This is a genomic window from Bacteroides graminisolvens (genome assembly GCF_963666085.1).
Lineage (GTDB): Bacteria > Bacteroidota > Bacteroidia > Bacteroidales > Bacteroidaceae > Bacteroides > Bacteroides graminisolvens.
This window is the reverse complement of sequence record NZ_OY762556.1, coordinates 1,446,711-1,464,672: the sequence shown is the minus strand read 5'-3', so window position 1 is coordinate 1,464,672 and position 17,962 is coordinate 1,446,711. Positions and strand designations below refer to the sequence as shown.

Sequence of the window (17,962 nt, the reverse complement as noted above, 5' to 3'; positions counted from 1 at the left end):
ACAGATTCCATTAACGTTTACTGAACTGGAATCTTTTACGAGCTTTAGGACGACCCGGTTTCTTACGTTCAACAGAACGAGGATCACGAGTCATAAAGCCTTCTGCGCGAAGAGCTGATTTATCTTCCGGATTAATCTTCACCAATGCGCGAGCGATAGCCAAACGCAAAGCTTGAGATTGACCAGTGAAACCGCCACCGCCAAGATTAACTTTAATATCATATTTTTCAGCAGCACCTAGTTTGTTCAACGGCTGTTTCACAACGTACTGAAGAATAGTTGATGGAAAGTACTGTGCAAGGTCTCTCTTGTTAATAGTAATCTTTCCTGTACCTTCGCTTACGAATATACGTGCAATTGCGCGCTTACGTCTGCCTAATGCATTTACTACTTCCATTATCTATTATTTAAGTGAGTTTATATCAATTAATTTGGGGCTCTGTGCCGCATGTTTGTGCTCACTACCAGAGTAAACATACATATTTCCAAGTAGTTTAGCACCTAGTTTATTCTTAGGAAGCATTCCTTTTACGACTTTTCTAAGCAATTTGTCATCGCCATTAGGTCTTGCTTTCAAACGGGCAGGAGTAATTTCTCTCTGACCACCGGGATAGCCAGTATATGACAAATAGATTCTGTCATTCCATTTATTTCCGGTTAAATTAACTTTGTCTGCATTGATGATGATAACGTTATCACCGCAGTCTACGTGAGGAGTAAAGTTTGGTTTATACTTACCTCTCAACAGTTTCGCAACTTTCGCTCCCAGACGTCCAAGAGACTGATCTGTAGCATCAACAATAACCCATTCTTTAGTTACTGTTGCTTTGTTTGCAGAAATGGTCTTGTAACTTAAAGTATCCACTCTTAATTTGTTTTTTAATTGTTACTACTAAAAAAATATTCATTGCGCGGTAGTTTTCCCCGGACAAAGGATGGCTAACCCGCTCTAAATGAATCTCTTATCCTTTTTGTGATAATAATCGGCTTGCAAAATTACTGCTTTTCTTTTAATTGGCAAACTATTTCTGTTATTTTTTGGTTTTTAAGCCCTTGCCAGACAAGCCCTTAACAAGCTATAATAAAGCAATAAAGAACAGAAGAAGCAATCATAAGACAATATTTTTCAGAATCGAAGGCAAAAAAGAACGTCCGGCCGGCATCTGCAACATAGCAGCAGTACCAACCGGACATTCTTTTAATATCTTATCAGCGACCTAGAAATCAGCATTTCGCGGAGTTCTGGGGAACGGAATTACGTCACGGATGTTCGACATACCCGTTACAAAGAGCAAAAGACGTTCAAAGCCAAGTCCGAAACCAGCGTGCGGTGCCGTACCAAACCTGCGCGTATCCAAATACCACCAAATATCTTTTTCAGGTACTCCCATCTCTTTGGCACGACGAGTCAGCTTCTCGTAATCTTCCTCGCGCTGTGAACCTCCAATAATTTCTCCGATTTTGGGGAAGAGAACATCCATCGCTCTCACCGTTTTACCGTCTTCGTTCTGTTTCATATAGAAAGACTTGATCTCTTTGGGATAGTCAGTCAATATAACAGGAGATTTGAAATGTTCTTCAACCAAATAGCGTTCATGTTCGGAAGCAAGGTCGGCACCCCAGTAAACAGGGAATTCGAACTTACGACCGTTGGCTACAGCCTCCTCAAGTATATTTACGCCTTCAGTATAAGGAAGTCTGACGAAACCATTAGACAAAACGAACTTAAGTCTTTCAATCAATTCCTTATCAAACATATCGTTCAGGAATTTAATGTCATCCATGCAATTGTCCAACGCCCATTGAATGCAGTATTTGATGAAATCTTCCGCCAGCTGCATATTATCTTCAATTTCATTGAAGGCCACTTCGGGTTCAATCATCCAGAATTCTGCTAAGTGACGAGGAGTATTTGAATTTTCTGCACGGAAAGTAGGTCCGAAGGTATAGATAGAGCCTAAAGACATGGCAGCAAGCTCACCTTCCAGCTGACCGGATACAGTCAAACTAGCCTGTTTTCCAAAGAAATCATTATCATAATCGATGGTTCCGTTTTCATCTTTCTTCAGATCATACAGATTCATAGTAGTGACCTGAAACATCTGTCCGGCTCCTTCACAGTCCGAAGCCGTAATTATGGGAGTATGGAAATAGAAAAATCCTCTGTCGTGAAAGAACTGGTGAATGGCAATCGCCATGTGATGGCGGATGCGGAACACTGCTCCAAAAGTATTGGTACGCGGACGCAAATGAGCCACCTCACGCAAGAACTCCAACGAATGCCCTTTTTTCTGTAAAGGATACGTATTGTCACACGCTCCAAGAACTTCAATACCCGTTGCCAAAACCTCAACAGCCTGCCCGGAACCTACAGATTCGGCCAAGTTTCCATTAACGCTCAGACAAGCTCCCGTAGTAATCAGCTTGAGCATCTCTTCGTCGAAGTTAGCCAAGTCGACAACTATCTGAACATTATTAATCGTAGAACCGTCATTTAACGCAATGAAATTAACCTGTTTGCTTCCTCTGCGGGTGCGAACCCATCCTTTCACGTTGACAGTCGCTCCAAAATCTGTTCTTTTGAGCAAATCAACAATCTTTGTTCTACTAATCTTCTCCATAAACGATCTTATAATTCATTATTATATAACAATGAAGAGTGATTTGACTCACTCTTCATTATCTATTTATTTTTATTCGAATGATCCCATTCTAAGGAACGAAACCTCCTGCTCAGTGAGGTAACGCCATTCACCACGGCGAAGTCCCTTCTTGGTCAGTCCGGCAAAGAGTACTCTATCCAGCTTAATCACCTTATAGCCTAAAGACTCAAATATACGGCGAACGATGCGATTCTTACCCGAATGAATTTCAATACCAATCAGGTTTCTTCTTACTTCATCTGTATATTCAATTGAATCTGCGTGAATTTCACCATCTTCCAACTGAATACCTGAAGCTATCTGATCCATATCGCTTTTGGTAACATTCTTATCTGTCTGTACATAATAGATCTTTTTCTTCAGGAACTTAGGATGAGTTAGCTTGGAAGCCAAATCACCGTCATTGGTAAACAACAGAACGCCGGTAGTATTGCGGTCCAGACGACCAACCGGATAAATGCGTTCGTTACATGCATTCTTTACCAAATCCATAACAGTTCTTCTAGCCTGAGGATCATCTACTGTCGTTACAAAATCTTTAGGCTTATTCAGCAAAACATAAACTTTACGTTCAATGTTAACCGGCTCTTCGTGAAATTTCACGAGGTCGTTGCGTTTTACTTTTGTTCCCAATTCAGTTACCACTTCTCCGTTTACAGAAACAACACCTGCTGTGATGAATTCATCGGCTTCACGACGAGAGCAAACCCCCGCATTAGCCAGAAACTTATTCAAACGAATCGGTTCGTTGGGATCAACAAACTGATCTCTGTATTCAATTTGTTTTTTATGGCTATACTTAGCATTGGGATCGTAATCGGCCGAACGACGAATGGGCCTGTTCATTCCTCCTTGCGGACGTCCGTATGAAGAACCTCCTGAAGAAATTCGGGGGCGACGTTGACGGTCATCATCTCCATAAGACGATTGCCCGTAAGAGGGACGATTTCCCTGCCAAGGTCTGCGAGACTCAGAGTCTCCTCCTCTCCAAGAACCTTCCTCTCTATTATTATTATAAGGACGTTGCGGACGATTATACGCCGGACGATCACCTCCCTCACGATTAATGCGTGGACGGTAAGGACGATCACCGCCTTCTTCACGATTGTACGACGGACGATAAGGACGATCACCACCATCTTCGCGGTTGTAAGACGGGCGCGCAGGGCGATCCGAGTTATCACGATTGTAAGATGGACGATAAGGACGGTCCGAACTATCACGATTGTATGACGGACGATAAGGACGATCATCACCATATGAAGGGCGCGCAGGGCGATCCGAGTTATCACGATTGTAAGATGGACGATAAGGACGATTTGGTTGGCCGTCACGATTGTTATTGTATCCTACTCTATTAAAAGATGAACGATTGTCATCCCGACGGTTATATCCGTCTCTCTCATACGTGTTTTCACCATCCCGGCCGGTATTGTTACCCTCTGCGTAAGAATCATCACGCCAATTTTCATTTTCTGTGCTCATTTTCTCTTCAAAATAAAATTAAACTTTTACTGGCCATCACGGCCTAATCTCTAACACTTATTGTTCTTTGGTTATTAATAATTAAATCCCCGTATATGTATGAGGAGTTATTTTTCTTAATTCTTCTTTTATGACTTCACTGACCTCTAACTCTTCAATAAAAGTTTTAATTGAGCTTTCAGTAATTGCTTGATTTGTTCTGGTCAAAGCCTTTAATGCTTCGTACGGATTAGGGTAAGCTTCCCTTCTTAATATGGTTTGTATTGCTTCGGCAACTACGCTCCAACAGTTATCTAAATCATTATATAATGCCTTCTCATTAAGTAACAACTTACGAAGACCTTTCAAGGAACTCTGTATAGCAATGACCGTATGTCCAAAAGGCACGCCCACATTACGCAATACCGTTGAGTCGGTCAAATCTCTTTGCAAACGTGAGATAGGCAACTTAACAGCCAGATGTTCCAAGATAGCATTTGCCATACCTAGGTTTCCTTCAGCATTTTCAAAATCAATGGGGTTCACCTTGTGTGGCATGGCACTTGAGCCCACTTCACCGGCTTTGATCTTCTGCTTGAAGTACTCCATCGATATGTATTGCCAGAAATCACGATTCATATCAATCATGATTGTATTCATTCTCTTCATGGCATCGAATACAGCAGCCAAATTATCATAATTTGAAATTTGAGTGGTATATTCTTCTCGTTCCAAACCTAGTTTCTCGGCAACAAACTTGTTACCGAAAGCCTTCCAGTCATAAGAAGGATATGCAACACAATGTGCATTATAATTACCTGTAGCACCACCAAATTTAGCAGTTATGCTGCATGCCTTCAGGGTGCTCAGCTGACGTTCCAAGCGATACACAAACACCATTATCTCCTTTCCTAAACGCGTAGGAGAAGCCGGCTGTCCGTGAGTTTTAGCCAACATCGGAATAGCTGCCCACTCATCGGCATACGTTTTCAGCTGTGCTATCAACTCTTCAACAAGTGGAAAATAGATTTGTTCTAGCGACTCTTTAATTGATAAAGGAATCGATGTATTATTAATATCTTGTGAAGTCAGTCCGAAATGGATAAATTCCTTATACGCTTCCAATCCGCCCAGCTGGTCAAATTTCTCTTTAATGAAATACTCTACAGCCTTCACATCGTGATTTGTAACACTCTCTATATCTTTAATACGTTGAGCATCTTGTTCTGAGAAATCAAGGTAGATGCTGCGCAAAGAATCAAATACAACAGGATCAATCCCTTTGAGTTGCGGGAGAGGCAATTCACAAAGTGCTATAAAATATTCCACTTCAACCTGAACCCTATACTTTATCAACGCATATTCCGAGAAAAAATCAGCTAAAGCCTCAGCTTTACCCCTGTAGCGACCATCAATAGGAGAGATAGCCGTAAGCAAATCAAGTTTCATAAATTTCCAGATAATTATCAGACTGCAAAAATAGTTCTTTTTCGGAGTATTATAAAAAAAGTAATCAGAAAGTTTGTGAATATGTGAAAATAAAGAAGTAATCTTATGCTAAGCCATGCTATTCTTAAATTATGTAGTAAATATAAAGCACAATATATTGAGAAGCGACATGTGTGGCGCCTATAAAAAAACAAGGCCTCATAAAAATCAGACCTTGTAAAGTATAAGTAACGATTACACTCGAATTAATCTATTCAGCATTGCTAAGAGTAATTTCTAAGCGAGTAATCTTACTATCTTTCATTTCCATTTGGTAATCCAACGCAACAGGACTTCCATCAAAATCGCCTGACACGATAGCAGTAAGAATTGCATTTGCACCAGTTTCTGAATATTTAGTTGCCTCCATTGTTATTTTGAATTGCCGGTTAGCATCTTCAATCCAATCTTTTATTGCCCTTTTACCCTTATACTCTTTTTGTTCGTCGATAACAAACGCTGTGTCAGAAAAACAGTTAGCATAGGACTCACTATCATAATTTCTCTGCGCAGTTAACAAGTCTAGAACGACTTTCGGTAATTTTAAATCCATTGTTTTCATTTTTAAGTTGTTATACAGTGGGAATAGTCCCGCCATCAATTACATATTCTGTTCCCGTCAAGTATCCGGCTCGTGGCGAGACTAAGAAACCTATAAGTTCCGCAACCTCTTCTGGTTGGGCAGGTCTTCCGATAGGAATTCCACCCAATGCATTCATCACGCTTTGTGTGGCTTGCTCTATCGTAGCATTTGAACTTTCAGCAATTCTTTGCATCATCCGGGTAGCGGAATCAGTCATAATCCAGCCGGGTGAAACAGCCAACACGCGAACCCCTTTGGGGGAAACCTCCTTAGACAACCCTTTGCTATAATTAATCAACCCCGCTTTAGCTGCTGCATAAGGCAAGGTTGAATCAAACAAAGGCAATTTAGCCTGAATAGAAGCAACATGAATGATCACACCATTTCCCCGCTCTATCATTTGCGGTAAAAACCCTCTATCCAAACGGATGGGTGCAAGTAAATTGGTTCTAATTGTCGTTTCCCAATCTTGATCCGTCAGTACTGCAAATCCTCCTCCAGGAGTATCGGATGCACCAAGATTATTTACTAAAATATCTAGCTTGCCAAATTTCTTTAATATCTCATCTACTACTTTTTGAGTACCTTCCTCTTCACTTAAATCAGCCGAAATAAAATGCAGATTTAAATTTTTATCTTCCGGTTCATTTCTCGCCGTAATAACAACAGTAGCCCCCGCTTTTAGCAGTCGCACTGCAACGGCTTTTCCGACACCTCTTGTTCCACCTGTAACTAATGCTATTTTACCTGATAGCTCATTATCAAAACCAAATTCTTCTTTCATATCCCAATCTTTTTTGATGCAAAGTTAAGCTATACACCAAGTTTATACAAGTACGGAATAACGATTCAGATACGGATAAATTATTCCCCTATTGTGCAATTTAAATATATGAGTATATTTGCATCTATGTACGAAAGAAAGATACCATTAAGATTAAATTGCGGGCTCGACCTGATAGGCGAAGTCCTTTATGGAAAATGGAAAATCCGTTTATTATGGTTTATCCATGAGGGATATAAACGTCCAAGCGAATTACAGAAGAAAATCCCGAATGCTTCCCGTAGAGTTCTAAATATACAGTTGAATGAGTTAGAAGGACACGAATTAATTTCAAAAAAGATTTATCCGGTAGTTCCACCAAAAGTTGAATACAGTTTAACTGAATTTGGAGAAACATTAATTCCCGTTATTTCTGCATTAGGACAATGGGGAGATGAACATCAGGAACGCCTACGGCATTTAATATTAAAACAATTAGGGATCATACCTAAATCCTGAGGGGCTTTGATTATCTGAGGTTAGAATAAAAAAAGGTCTGTTAATCTACTGACTAACAGACCTTTTTTGTTTTTTATTGGCTTCTCCCGTTTTATTCGGATCTTACCATTCCGTGGGCGTTGACGGGTTCGAACCGCCGACCCTCTGCTTGTAAGGCAGATGCTCTGAACCAGCTGAGCTAAACGCCCTTTTTGTATTTAAAAACGAGAAATCAGTGTGGGCGTTGACGGGTTCGAACCGCCGACCCTCTGCTTGTAAGGCAGATGCTCTGAACCAGCTGAGCTAAACGCCCGATACATTCTCGTTTCAAAAGCGATGCAAAGATATAGCTTTTGCTGAAAACTCCAAAATATAATCCCATTATTTTTATAACTTATTTCTCTTCCAACGAAAAATAGGCTGATTATCAGACAAATATAGATTCTATTTTTTAGGGTTCAACCAACGCCTAAGGTAAACACCAACTTCTTATCATCGGATAAAGAGACGTTGTACTCAAAACCTTCCCACGAAAAGGCTTTTAAAGTTTCAGGATCCGTCATTCGGTTCTTTATAATATAACGAGCCATCTCTCCCCTAGCCATTTTGGTGTACACCACCACAGTAGAAAGCTTCCCTCCTTTCCAGATATGAAATTCGGGGGTGATGACTTTTACGGCACTCAACACTTTATCCCAATGAAACAGTCCGCGCATTTCATCACTGGCCAAATAGGCAAGCGTTCCGCCATTTTGCCTGATCTGGTCAATAAACAGATCGGTCAGCAAGTCTTTCCAATATGAAAAGAGCGTGCGGTCGGCCGCCACCGGCAATTTCACATCTCCCTCCAACCGATAATTCTTAATCTGATCGAGCGGACGCAGCAAACCGTAACAAAACGAGGTAAACCGTAATGCTTTTTGTGCATAGGCAAAATCATCCAGGTCGAAGCCTGCGGGATTAAGCCGTTTAAAAACAATTCCCGTATATGCTAGTATAGCCGGCAAAGCTGTTTCTTCATGATCGTGAAAAACCCGATATCGCTTGTAATTTTCCAATGCGATTTTTCCGTTCACACGGAGCAACGCTTCCAGTTCTTCTACAGAATACTGAGTCATCTGCAAAGCAATCTCAGTTGCATTCAACTGAAACAACGGCGTGGTACAAAAAGGAACTTTTGTTTTGGAAACAGCCGTCATCGTTTTGGCACAAGATAGAAGTATCAGCATAACTATGGTATCGTTTAGGGGTTATAAAAGCAAATATAAACTTTTTCCTGCATAAAAAACAAAGAGCCCTCAACAGATGTTTCGTTCATCATGCATTACTTTTTAGAATAAATACAAAATATTGACCATCAAAAGCATTTTAAAAACCGTACATTTTTCCTTGGCTTGTTTTCACGACTCTCTTCCCAGCAAATAAAAAGCGCGGTTTACCATCACTTACCCTCACTAACTTATCCAAAATGCCCTTTTTATAGGGTATACAGAAGAGTGATAGTAAAAGATGTCTACCACTAAAACAGCTATTTCACTATCACTATCTATCACTTTTAGCTAGTTATATAGATTCATTAACTACAATTAACCCAAAAAGAGCCGACGTTTGAGCTGTTTTGAATGCTTTTGGATGCAAAACAGCAAAAAAACGGCTTAGTAAATCATCAAAAAACACTCATTGCGCATTGATAAGTCCCTTTTTGTGCTTCAATACTGGGTGGTTGTTTTTAGGTGAAAGCGACTTGCCTTAAACAATAAAAGACCATTTATTTTACTACTCTCGTTTTATGAACGATGAAAGTATTGGCTTTCTTTTTGTCCTTATCATTGCCTGATTAATTGCACACAGTATGTTTATCATCACAAATGGCTTGCAATCAGAGTTTTATTGGTAAAAACTCTGAGTTTCATCGTGGAAAACCCCAAGTTTCATCTGTAGGAAACTCAGAGTTTCTAACGACGAAACTAACAATTTGCTACCGATAAATTCTCTTCAAAACATGTCAACCAAAAGAGCAATCTACAGCCATTTGACCGAATAAATCAATAATACAAGAAGCATCACCCGATTGTGGTTCTTTCTCACTACACTTACCAACGCCAACAACCATTTATTAAAATATAAAGACTATCACAATCACCAAAGTCAACTATTAATACCAAAAATTAAAGGAGCAACCGGTTTACCTCACAACATAGCACCGTGGGGGCACCGCTTTAGCATGCGCAAGAGCGAACAGTTTAGCCGCAAATACTTGCGCAATTTCACTAAAATGAGCCCTCATCTCAATCTTTTTGTGTAATTTTGCAGTCAAATTTGAATTAAAGATATTTATGGAAACAGTTGTTAGCGGAATTCGCCCTACCGGTAATCTACATTTGGGTAACTATTTTGGAGCAGTGAAGAGTTTTCTGCAAATGCAGAATGAATATAATTGTTTTTTCTTTATAGCAGATTGGCACTCGTTAACCACTCGCCCCAGACCCGAAGATATCATTAAAAGTTCGAGAACCATTCTGGCTGAATATTTGGCATGTGGCATCGACCTGGAAAAAGCGACTATATATGTGCAAAGTGACGTGAAGGAGGTACTTGAATTATATCTTTACCTCAACATGAATGCTTACCTGGGTGAGATGGAAAGGTGTACCACGTTCAAAGAGAAAGCAAGGAAGCAACCCGATAATGTGAATGCCGGATTATTAACGTATCCGACGTTAATGGCTGCCGACATTTTGATACACAAAGCTGTTAAGGTGCCCGTTGGTAAGGATCAGGAGCAGAACATGGAAATGGCTCGCAAATTTGCCCGCCGCTTCAACACCATGTATGAAACGGAATTGTTTCCCGAACCTCAATCGTTCTCTCTTGCCAGTCAGGCGGTGAAGATACCGGGTCTTGATGGTTCCGGCAAAATGGGAAAATCGGAAGGTAATTGCATTTATCTGATGGATGATGCGGAGACTATTCGCAAAAAGGTAATGAAAGCGGTGACCGATTCGGGTCCTACTACGCCCAACAGCGAAAAGCCCGAGGTTATTAAAAACCTTTTCACCTTTCTTGATATTGTGTCGACCAAAGATACTTATCAATACTTTGACGAGAAATGGAACGATTGTTCTATCAGGTATGGTGATCTGAAAAAGCAATTGGCGGAAGACATTGCCAAATTCAATGCTCCGATACGCGAACGGATCAATGAATATTCTCAGGACATTGAGTTCTTGGATCGGGTAGCAAAGATTGGTGCCGAGAAAGCCGGAGAAAGTGCTTCGAAAACATTAGAAGAGGTTAGGAAGACGATTGGATTCAGAATTTAATCGTCGCTACATACAAGGAAATCCCCTTATTTTTCTCTTTTCAATTCCTGAAACAGAGCTAAAATAAGGGGATTTTTCAATTCATAGTCGAGCAGTACACCGTCCTCCAAACAACCATATAAAGGTGTGTCTAAAGGATATTATGCCACTCTTAAGCAGTTAGGATTACTATATCAGTAATAAATAGAAAGAGGATTGATTGAGAGACCTATGTTTTATAAATAGGACGAAGCTTATTCAGTTATGGCATCTTCTTCAGACTCTCATTTTGGATTATACTAACCTTTAATCCTTTAGACTGCAATTAAGATATCCCCTGCGACTCTTGATCAGAGCGATGAATTAACAAATCGACTCTTAAGTGATTTTATAGAAATAAAATCACTTAAGAGTCACTATCGTGTGAACAGCAGCCAGCATAGCTACTACGCAAACATATAAAATTTACTAATCGTAGACATCTGACATTAGAGAGAATATAAATGAAATAGACTAATAGCAGGCGACTAGCTATGGATTAGGTTTTGTATGAATTACTAATTAGTCGTCCCTTAAAAAATATATTTCAGCGAAACATTTCTTATGACCAGTGTTTCGCTGATCTTTTTTAGGAGTAACCAAAGAACCCTCATGGCTCTTTTGAAGTTATATGCAGCTGCGGCTAACATGAGGTTGATAGCATCCCCTAATACTCCTTTATAAAAGTTTCGCCCTAAACGATAATCAGTCTTCAGATGTCCGATGGTTGGTTCTATTCCTGCACGCTTGCAAAATAGCTTATGTTTCTTCTTGCGTTGATAGTAGGTATCTTTGGTTTTTGGTGCATCAGGAATGAGTATTTGTGTCCCGTTTATCTCTTTCCTGCCACGATATCCTCTATCACCTGCTAATCGCCTGATACTTTTTCCCCTCAGCCGATGCACCTGTTCCAAGTTCTTCTCAATGGTATGCCCATCGTATTCATTTCGGAAAGAGCTGGCGCCAAGAATGACACTTGTGGCAGAGCGTATAATAGAGACTTTGTTACCAAATTCGTACTTTTTGTGCTCTTTACCTTTACTGATACATTGAACATCAGGTTCATGGATCGAATAAATCTTATGGGAAGAATTACGACGTTGTAAAAGTATCTTTTCAAAGATGGATAGCAATTCATCATATGGGCTATTATCCCCTAAATTACGTTTGAGTTCTCTGACCGGACGCCCGGCAATTGTGCGTAAACGCTTATCGGCTTTTAGGGCTTTCGTCCGATTCTTGGGATGATTACGAAAACGTTGATCCCGATAAATACTTTTCAAAACAAACGTGTATGACTGACGTATGGGCAGATTCAACTCTTTTACAATTTTAAACACCTTACCAACTATCTTTTTGTGCAGTTTTGCATCTGTGGGATAAGTTATATTGTTTTGTTCGGATGAATTAAAGGGAAAAGAAGGCACAAATTCATGCATACCACAGAAATATTGAAAGTAAGCATTCTCACTCCATTGTTCGACCACAGACTCATCAGAGAGATTGCGCAGATGTTTGAGAATCAGTAACCCGCACATCAGACGGATTGGTTTAGCTGGACGACCATTATCCGGGCAATAAAGAGAAATGAATGATTCTTCAAACACTGACCAGTTAATCTTGTGCGAGAGTTTATGCAAAGGGTACTGCCGGTTCAGTAAATCACCCAAAGATGAGAACAGAGATGGGGAGGATGGAGTTGTATTTATCATATAAATCTGCAAGTTCATGCCTCTAAAGATACAAAAACTTGCAGATTTATAAAAGGAATGATGATATTATATTACTGGTAATCAGTATATAAATGACTTTTTAAGGGACGACTATTTAAAGAGCTTGTTTATATCATCGTCTTTGATGGTTGAAATAACCACGCTGCCATCCGGCGTATAATTAGGGGTTTCGCACGCAAACAAATTATCCACCAAACCGGTAATCTCATCGGGTGTCAGCACTTGGCCGTAGACTATAGCGGCGGCTTTGGCCAAAGTCAGTGCCAATACGTTTTGTATTTCTTCTTTCACGTCGTTGCCTTTTTCCATGGCAGTGTGAACCATGTTACGAACCAGCTGCACAGGATCGAGACCTTCTACACCCGACGGGATGCTGTTGACCGCAAAACTTCCTCCCCCCAGATTGGTCAGTTCGAAACCTACAGCCGACAAATCGTCCATGATGCCTTCCAAAACGACGACTTCGGATGCCGGCAACTGAATGATTTCCGGGAACAACACCCGCTGTCCTTCACCTTGCCGGTTGGTGATCTGTGTAATGTAACGATCAAAAAGAATACGCACGTGGGCTCTGTGCTGATCAATGATCATCAGGCCCGACTTCACCGATGTTAGAATGTAGCGCCCTTTAATCTGCAAGTGCTGATTGGCTTTCTCAACCGCATGGTCTGTATTGTTAAAGGCCGACGAGAACACGGAGCCTGTTTCTGCACTTTCGGTGTGTGCAACATCGGAAAAATGATCGGTCGTATCGGGCTCTATATGCGTGTCCGCCTTCTGAAGTCCGCCATAAAGGTTTTCCCAATTCACGCTGGGACGAGAATATGAAACCGACGACTTAAACGGATTATAATCTGAATTGTAATGTACCTTGGGAGATTCAACAGGTGCCGCTTGTTCGAAAGCCGGAATATCGGGCATGTCGACCGTATCAAAGTCAATGGAAGGAACCGCACTGAACTTTCCCAATGACTCTTTAACCGCTGCAGCTAGAATCTGCCAGATGGCTTGCTCATTCTCGAACTTTATTTCTGTTTTCGTGGGGTGTATGTTCACATCAATATTAGCGGGATCAACCTCAAAATATAAGAAATAAGTAATCTGATCGCCCGCGGGTATCAACTGTTCATAGGCATCCATTACGGCTTTGTGAAAATAAGGATGCCGCATGTAGCGTCCGTTCACAAAGAAATATTGATGCATTCCTTTCTTGCGTGAAGTCTCGGGCTTCGCAACGAAACCGGAAACTTTTATCATCGTAGTATCTACGTCGACCGTCAGCAATTGCTGGTTCAATTTCTTCCCGAAAACAGACAATATTCGTTGGCGCAACGAAGAGGCAGGCAGATTGAATACTTCTGCATCATTGCTGTACAACGACAAAGACACGTCGGGATTGACCAGCGCAATGCGTTCAAACTCGGCCAGTATATTGCTTAACTCCGTAGAGTTTGCCTTTAAAAACTTACGCCGTGCCGGGATGTTGAAGAAGAGGTTTTTCACTGAGAAGTTACTCCCTTTGGGACAAGAAACAACTTCCTGACTCTCGAACTTGGAGCCTGCAATGACTATTTTAGTTCCAACTTCCTCGGATGCGGGACGGGTTTTGAGCTCCACCTGTGCAACGGCAGCAATAGAGGCTAATGCCTCCCCGCGGAAGCCCATGGTACGCAAAGCAAAAAGATCCGATGCTTCCCGAATCTTAGAAGTTGCATGGCGCTCAAAAGAAAGGCGGGCATCGGTTTCCGACATACCTTTCCCATCATCAATAACCTGAATGCAGGTTTTCCCTGCATCGGTTACCAACACATATATATTACTTGCCTCCGCATCAATTGCATTTTCGACCAGCTCCTTCACAATGGATGCGGGACGTTGAATAACTTCTCCTGCTGCGATCTGATTGGCTACAGAATCCGGCAAAAGACGAATTACGTCACTCATATGCTAAAATTCCTTCTATTTGTTTGAAATGAAAAGTGGATCAATAAAAGCCAACATCGGGGAATTAGAAACTCCAGCTCCCTGTCATCAAATAATGCCAAAGATAAATCAACAAGGCGATGATGATTACAACAATACCTACATGAATGGGTTTGCGCCCACTCTGCTTTCTACGTTTTAAATGAGTAGTGGCCTCAACAAACTTACCTTTGATGTCTTCTGGCGAGAATTCTTTTTCGGGCAACATTCCTAAATCACGCTTCGCATCCTCCTCCATTTTAGTCAGTTTCTCTTTGCGTTCATCAACATATATATACTGATGATTGAAACCACGCGGTTTCCTAATGCCGAACATTCCCATATCAATTCAATTTATTTAGTTCTCTCTTGGGTGAAGTTACAGGTTTTCGAGTTGTTTTTCGTAACGTTTCCCCACTTTTTTTGCCTCTCCAGTTAAATATATCTTCTTTATTTTGCGGCCGGATGTAATCAAACCACACAAAAGTGGGCAGTTTCATTTTATCTACCGGAATTTGATCCATCGGATAAAGCGTTCCGTTCGACTTGGGACTCATCACCATCTTCTCCATCTTACGATTCATCAGGTGCAAATTGAGCAAGCTGGTTTCCGATGTATTCATTCCAATCATGGTACTGTCTTTTTCTTCCGGATAATAAATCACCAGTACATTCCCTATCACGTCAATCTTCCGGGCTTCTCCACCTTGGAAGTAAGCCTTTATTTCCTTGCCGGATATCTGATTATAATGTATCGAATCTTTCTGTTCAACCGTCAACGCCTGGTTGATGATATGTGCCCAATCGATTGTACTGTCGTTCATGTAAACGTTTATCTCTTCGCCCAGCAGTTGCTGTTTCTCGTTCCAGATAATCGGATCGTGATACATTCTCAGGCAAGAGTCCTTGGAGCTGAACAACAAAGAGTCGCACACGCCCTGAATGTCTTTTCGGAAAATTCTGACTTTGTGGTAAGCTTTCATTTCACGATAAGCCGAGTCTGTTTTCACAAAATAAGAATTCATTTTGAGTGTATCGGCGTGCATAAACAGGCTATCGCCTTGCGAATAGTCAATAGCCACTGCTTTTTGGGTAGCCAGAGCCGATTCGGTGAGTTCATTGTAAAAGCAATAGTCGCCCGTCAACATGTTTTTGTTGATGGTATCGTTCATCACTACATTGTAAAAGGCTTCACCGTATCCTGTTTTGCGATCATAAAACAAGCTATCGGCCACCAGCTTTTTCCCTTCATTGGTCAGCACGGAACGATCTAGGAGTTGTGCCTGGTCTTTAGCCGTATTATAAAAACCTCTTTCGGAATAGATGTGATTCTTTTCATTTACGATGTTCGACGGACCCAATATAGTAGCTATTTTGCTATCCGTACTATACTTCAACGTATCTGAGTACAAGGTGAATCTTGGATTGGCGAGCTTTACCTCGTGATTGAAAACCGCTATTTTGCTTGCCGGACTGTATTCCCCCCAGTCGGATGTCAGAATATTCTCTTCATCCGTCAGCGTTCCTCCTTCAAAGTAGTAGCCCAGGTTGTACAAACGGTCGTAATTCAAACTGTCCGTGGTGAGGATAGTCTTTCTGTTGATCAACTTCACATTTTCGCGGAGCATGGCCAACTGAGTTTCGCCATTATAATTCAAATAGTCTCCGTATATAAACAGCGTGTCACCCTGTTCCATGCGGACATTGCTAAACGCTTCCACCGAATTTGTTTTTTCGTAAATGAGGGCACTGTCGCAATACATATACATACTGTCGTGGCGCAACTTCACCGAACCGATGAGCACCTGAACATCCGGTCGCAGCAACTTATCGGCCTGCGCCTCATCGGCATGAAGCAAGTCCACCCGTTTCCTTTTGTCGACAGGCTTCTTTTTGGCAGTTCCCTTCTTGTTCTTGGCAGAATCGTCGCTTTTCTTCTCCACCTTTTTCTGCTGACCGGCAGCCGGTTTCACTTGTGCCACGACACTTACGCCAAACAGGCATAGAAGACTCACCAAGAGAAATCTATGCCTGATTATAAAAGATTTTTTTTTATTCATTAGCATACTAAAAAGATTGCTTACATCTCATATTTAGTCTTTTATCCAACCCGGATACTTAAACGAGCAATTCTTCCAATTATCATTGATACGAACGTACGTATGTTTTTGTTTTTCAACGATCCACTTTTCGAGCATCTCCTCACGGCGTTTATCCATCACTATTTCTTTTAGATTCTGATAATCATCCGTAATAGTAGCCTTGTGTCCGTTGATTCTGCTTTTCAGTTTCACAATGGCACATACTTCTTTACCATCTTTCTCATTCACCATCGTGAAAGCCTTAGATATCTCACCTACGTTCATGCCGTCAACTACTTTTGCAATTTCCTGAGGCAACTGTTGCATCTCGAATTTAGAAGTGTTGGTCTGAGGGTTAGGCATCAATCCGTGGTTATTACGGGTATCTTTGTCATGCGAAATAATAGAAGCCGCTTCATCAAAACTGAACTTATTCTTTCTGATGTCATCGGCAATAGAATCCAGACGAACTCTGGCCGACGTTAAATCTTTCTCATTCACTTTCGGTTTCAAAAGGATGTGACGGGTATTGATACGGTCACCTCTTTTTTCAATCAACTGAATGATGTGAAAGCCAAACTCCGACTCAACGATCTTCGATACTTTTTTGGGGTCTTGTAAGTTAAATGCCACATTGGCGTATTCAGGAACAAGTTCTCCGCGACCTTTGAACCCGATTTCACCACCGCGCATGGCAGAACCTTTGTCTTCAGAATATAAAAGAGCAAGAGTTGAGAAATCCATCTCACCTTTGTTTACACGATCGGTATATTCTCTTAATCGTCTCTTCACATCTTCTATTTCGTCCAATGGAATTTTAGGTTGCGAAGTAATAATTTGAACTTCAACCTGGGTAGGTATATACGGCACACTATCTTGCGGAAGGTCTTTGAAATAACGGCGAACCTCAGCCGGAGTAATCTTAATATCACCGATCAGTTTCTGCTGCATCTTCTGAACTGTCAATCCGTTCTTGACATTCTCACGCATCGCTTCTCTGATTTGCGTAGCAGTTTTATTAAAATATTCCTCCATCTTTTCTTTGGAACCAATCATTTGAATGTACTGATTGGTCATCATTTCCACGCGCTGAAGAACTTCACTTTCCGACACTTCAATACTATCGAGCACCGCCTGATGCAAATACAATTTCTGTATGGCCAGTTCTTCGGGAATAACACAATAAGGATCGCCCTCAAACTTACGCCCTTCGTACTGCGCATTCATTCTTGCCTCTTCAACATCCGATTTCAGGATTGCTTCGTCGCCAACAACCCAAACAACCTCATCTATAACATGATCTTGCCCATACATTACTGATCCTGTCAGCATTAACAGGGCAAATAAAACGACAAACTTAAAGTTAACCAACTTCTTCATTCTGTG

15 protein-coding genes and 2 tRNA genes are annotated in these 17,962 nt (G+C 41.1%); 2 read left to right on the top strand and 15 right to left on the bottom strand.

What is annotated here, in order from left to right; translation table 11 throughout:
* Window positions 1–10: 10 nt before the first annotated feature.
* From rpsI to ACKPCE_RS05990, 7 genes are all read right to left on the bottom strand, one after another.
* Window positions 11–397: a 30S ribosomal protein S9 gene (gene rpsI, locus ACKPCE_RS06020; RefSeq protein ID WP_319504505.1), complete on the bottom strand. Its 387-nt coding sequence runs from the start codon at window positions 395–397 to the stop codon at window positions 11–13.
* A 6-nt stretch (window positions 398–403) separates the two neighbouring features.
* Window positions 404–865 (bottom strand): 50S ribosomal protein L13, encoded by a 462-nt coding sequence (gene rplM, locus ACKPCE_RS06015; protein WP_277639700.1) that lies wholly within the window; start codon window positions 863–865, stop codon window positions 404–406.
* Between the two features lie 352 nt (window positions 866–1,217).
* Window positions 1,218–2,621: an asparagine--tRNA ligase gene (asnS, locus tag ACKPCE_RS06010; RefSeq protein WP_319504504.1), complete on the bottom strand. Its 1,404-nt coding sequence runs from the start codon at window positions 2,619–2,621 to the stop codon at window positions 1,218–1,220.
* Between the two features lie 72 nt (window positions 2,622–2,693).
* Window positions 2,694–4,148, bottom strand: a complete 1,455-nt coding sequence (locus ACKPCE_RS06005; protein ID WP_319504503.1) for a pseudouridine synthase — start codon at window positions 4,146–4,148, stop codon at window positions 2,694–2,696.
* Between the two features lie 81 nt (window positions 4,149–4,229).
* Window positions 4,230–5,576, bottom strand: a complete 1,347-nt coding sequence (purB, locus tag ACKPCE_RS06000) for an adenylosuccinate lyase (protein ID WP_319504502.1) — start codon at window positions 5,574–5,576, stop codon at window positions 4,230–4,232.
* A 250-nt stretch (window positions 5,577–5,826) separates the two neighbouring features.
* Window positions 5,827–6,168: a nuclear transport factor 2 family protein gene (locus ACKPCE_RS05995; protein ID WP_319504501.1), complete on the bottom strand. Its 342-nt coding sequence runs from the start codon at window positions 6,166–6,168 to the stop codon at window positions 5,827–5,829.
* A gap of 19 nt (window positions 6,169–6,187) precedes the next feature.
* Window positions 6,188–6,982: an SDR family oxidoreductase gene (locus ACKPCE_RS05990; RefSeq protein WP_319504500.1), complete on the bottom strand. Its 795-nt coding sequence runs from the start codon at window positions 6,980–6,982 to the stop codon at window positions 6,188–6,190.
* A 108-nt stretch (window positions 6,983–7,090) separates the two neighbouring features.
* On the opposite strand from ACKPCE_RS05990, the gene ACKPCE_RS05985 reads away from it, so the two are divergent.
* Window positions 7,091–7,480 carry a winged helix-turn-helix transcriptional regulator gene (locus ACKPCE_RS05985; RefSeq protein ID WP_319504499.1) on the top strand — a complete coding sequence of 130 codons (390 nt, stop codon included), beginning with the start codon at window positions 7,091–7,093 and terminating at the stop codon, window positions 7,478–7,480.
* Window positions 7,481–7,593: 113 nt separating this feature from the next.
* Here the strand turns inward: ACKPCE_RS05985 and ACKPCE_RS05980 are convergent.
* The 3 genes from ACKPCE_RS05980 to yaaA form a co-directional block, all read right to left on the bottom strand.
* Window positions 7,594–7,668, bottom strand: a tRNA-Val gene (locus ACKPCE_RS05980).
* Window positions 7,669–7,697: 29 nt separating this feature from the next.
* Window positions 7,698–7,772 (bottom strand) — tRNA-Val (locus ACKPCE_RS05975).
* Window positions 7,773–7,917: 145 nt separating this feature from the next.
* Window positions 7,918–8,688, bottom strand: coding sequence for a peroxide stress protein YaaA (gene yaaA, locus ACKPCE_RS05970; RefSeq protein ID WP_319504498.1), 771 nt, complete (start codon window positions 8,686–8,688; stop codon window positions 7,918–7,920).
* Window positions 8,689–9,795: 1,107 nt separating this feature from the next.
* Here yaaA and trpS point away from each other — a divergent pair.
* A complete protein-coding gene (gene trpS / locus ACKPCE_RS05965; RefSeq protein WP_319504497.1) occupies window positions 9,796–10,782 on the top strand; it encodes a tryptophan--tRNA ligase in 987 nt (328 codons plus the stop codon).
* A 551-nt stretch (window positions 10,783–11,333) separates the two neighbouring features.
* Here the strand turns inward: trpS and ACKPCE_RS05960 are convergent.
* The 5 genes from ACKPCE_RS05960 to ACKPCE_RS05940 all read right to left on the bottom strand — a co-directional run bounded on the left by ACKPCE_RS05960 (window position 11,334) and on the right by ACKPCE_RS05940 (window position 17,956).
* The gene (locus ACKPCE_RS05960; RefSeq protein ID WP_319504496.1) at window positions 11,334–12,512 is read right to left on the bottom strand and encodes a transposase; all 1,179 of its coding nucleotides are present in this window, start codon (window positions 12,510–12,512) and stop codon (window positions 11,334–11,336) included.
* 111 nt (window positions 12,513–12,623) lie between these two features.
* On the bottom strand, window positions 12,624–14,477 hold the full coding sequence (gene mutL, locus ACKPCE_RS05955) for a DNA mismatch repair endonuclease MutL (protein ID WP_319504495.1): 1,854 nt from the start codon (window positions 14,475–14,477) through the stop codon (window positions 12,624–12,626).
* Between the two features lie 64 nt (window positions 14,478–14,541).
* On the bottom strand, window positions 14,542–14,838 hold the full coding sequence (locus tag ACKPCE_RS05950) for a hypothetical protein (protein WP_276965771.1): 297 nt from the start codon (window positions 14,836–14,838) through the stop codon (window positions 14,542–14,544).
* A 1-nt stretch (window position 14,839) separates the two neighbouring features.
* A complete protein-coding gene (locus ACKPCE_RS05945) occupies window positions 14,840–16,561 on the bottom strand; it encodes an OstA-like protein (protein ID WP_407654954.1) in 1,722 nt (573 codons plus the stop codon).
* A 27-nt stretch (window positions 16,562–16,588) separates the two neighbouring features.
* Window positions 16,589–17,956: a peptidylprolyl isomerase gene (locus tag ACKPCE_RS05940; RefSeq protein WP_319504493.1), complete on the bottom strand. Its 1,368-nt coding sequence runs from the start codon at window positions 17,954–17,956 to the stop codon at window positions 16,589–16,591.
* Window positions 17,957–17,962: the final 6 nt, after the last annotated feature.